This window comes from uncultured Shewanella sp. (assembly GCF_947501665.1).
Taxonomy (GTDB): Bacteria; Pseudomonadota; Gammaproteobacteria; order Enterobacterales; family Shewanellaceae; genus Shewanella.
In genome coordinates this window covers 1-1,439 of sequence record NZ_CANMWS010000071.1, presented here as the reverse complement: position 1 = coordinate 1,439, position 1,439 = coordinate 1, and the positions used below count along the sequence as shown (strand labels likewise).

Annotated in this window: 1 protein-coding gene; it reads left to right on the top strand. The window is 38.0% G+C overall.

The window, feature by feature from the left end; all coding sequences use genetic code 11:
- Positions 1-18: 18 nt before the first annotated feature.
- On the top strand, positions 19-1,439 hold a 1,421-nt coding region (locus Q0976_RS23930; protein ID WP_366525103.1), incomplete at its 3' end, for a condensation domain-containing protein.

Sequence of the window (1,439 nt, the reverse complement as noted above, 5' to 3'; positions counted from 1 at the left end):
GGTATTTGGAAACAAGTTTTGGGTGAAGATACCGTTATTGAATCCGATTCCCACTTTTTTCAATTGGGTGGTAATTCTTTAATGGCTTTAAAGTTGATTAATTTTATTGAAAAACAAACGCTGATAAATATTAGCTTGCTAGAGATAATGAAGTCACCAACTTTGAATGGAATGTCGGAACTCGTCAATAACAAGCCTAGTAAAATAATAAGGTTCTTAAACGCTTTAACATTCGAAGAGAAAGCCAAAGGTGTTAAAGTTAATACCCATCAACAATTGTTGTGGCCATTGTACAAGTCAGAGCAATCATCACACTATAATATAGTCACAAGTTACGATATTTATGGTGAAGTTGATTTCGTGAAATTAAAGCAGGCACTGATCTTACTCTATCGCGACTTTGACACACTTCACTGTATTTTTGAAGAGCAAGATGAGCGTATTGTGATGAAACCTTCTGTGTCGCAAAGCTGGAGTCCAAGCTTTTTGGATGGAGATGAAAGTGCTGTATCTAAGTTATGTAAAGTGGAACAACTGCGAGAGTTTGATTTAACGACCGGCCCCCTTTTTAAAGCACACATTGTGGCGCTATCAAGGGGGCATACCGTACTCATTTTGAATTGTCCTCATATTATTTTTGATGGTTATTCAATGACATTGTTTTGGCGACGCTTAAACCTGCGTTATCACCAGAAACCGATGTCAACTATTAAGTTTGGATACATTGACTATCTTGCCCAATGCTCAACGACTCCTGTAAAGCTAAACTATTGGAAGGCTAGATTAAAAAATTACAAACCATTTAAACTGCATTCACTTGGGCCGCTCAGCAAAAATGCTAATCATACTTACCATTCGCAAATGTCGATATGTGATAGCAACCTTTTACTACAGCTGGCAGAGACAACTAACTCTTCTACTTTTTGTGTGGCTTTATACACATGGAGTAAGACACTGTCGGAATTTATCTCAATAGAAGACATTGTTGTCAGTACGCCATATTCTAACAGGCAGCAATCTCAACTGAGTGAAATTGCAGGCTACTTGGTGAGTATGGTCCCAGTTCGCTACAGAAAGGGAATTCATATAGGGGATTTTCATCATGACTTGTATCGTGATTTAGAGTCCGCTAACTTTGATATCAATGCGTTGTTGTCTGAGATTCATCTTGACAGCGGGCTTATGCAAAACCCTTTACAACAAGTGGTTTTTTCTTGGCAAGAGGGCATTGATTTCACTCCTGACATTAATAGTTTGACAATATCTAGAAGGAGAATTTGCCTTTCTAAGCCTAAATTTCCTCTTAGCCTGACAATACAACCTAAAAATGACGTATTTGTATTAAGTTGGGAATTTGATCCCAGTATATTGAGCGAGTCAACGATAGAGCGGCTCGAATTTTTGTTTCTATCGAATATTCGAGGTGAAAAGCCGAGTTG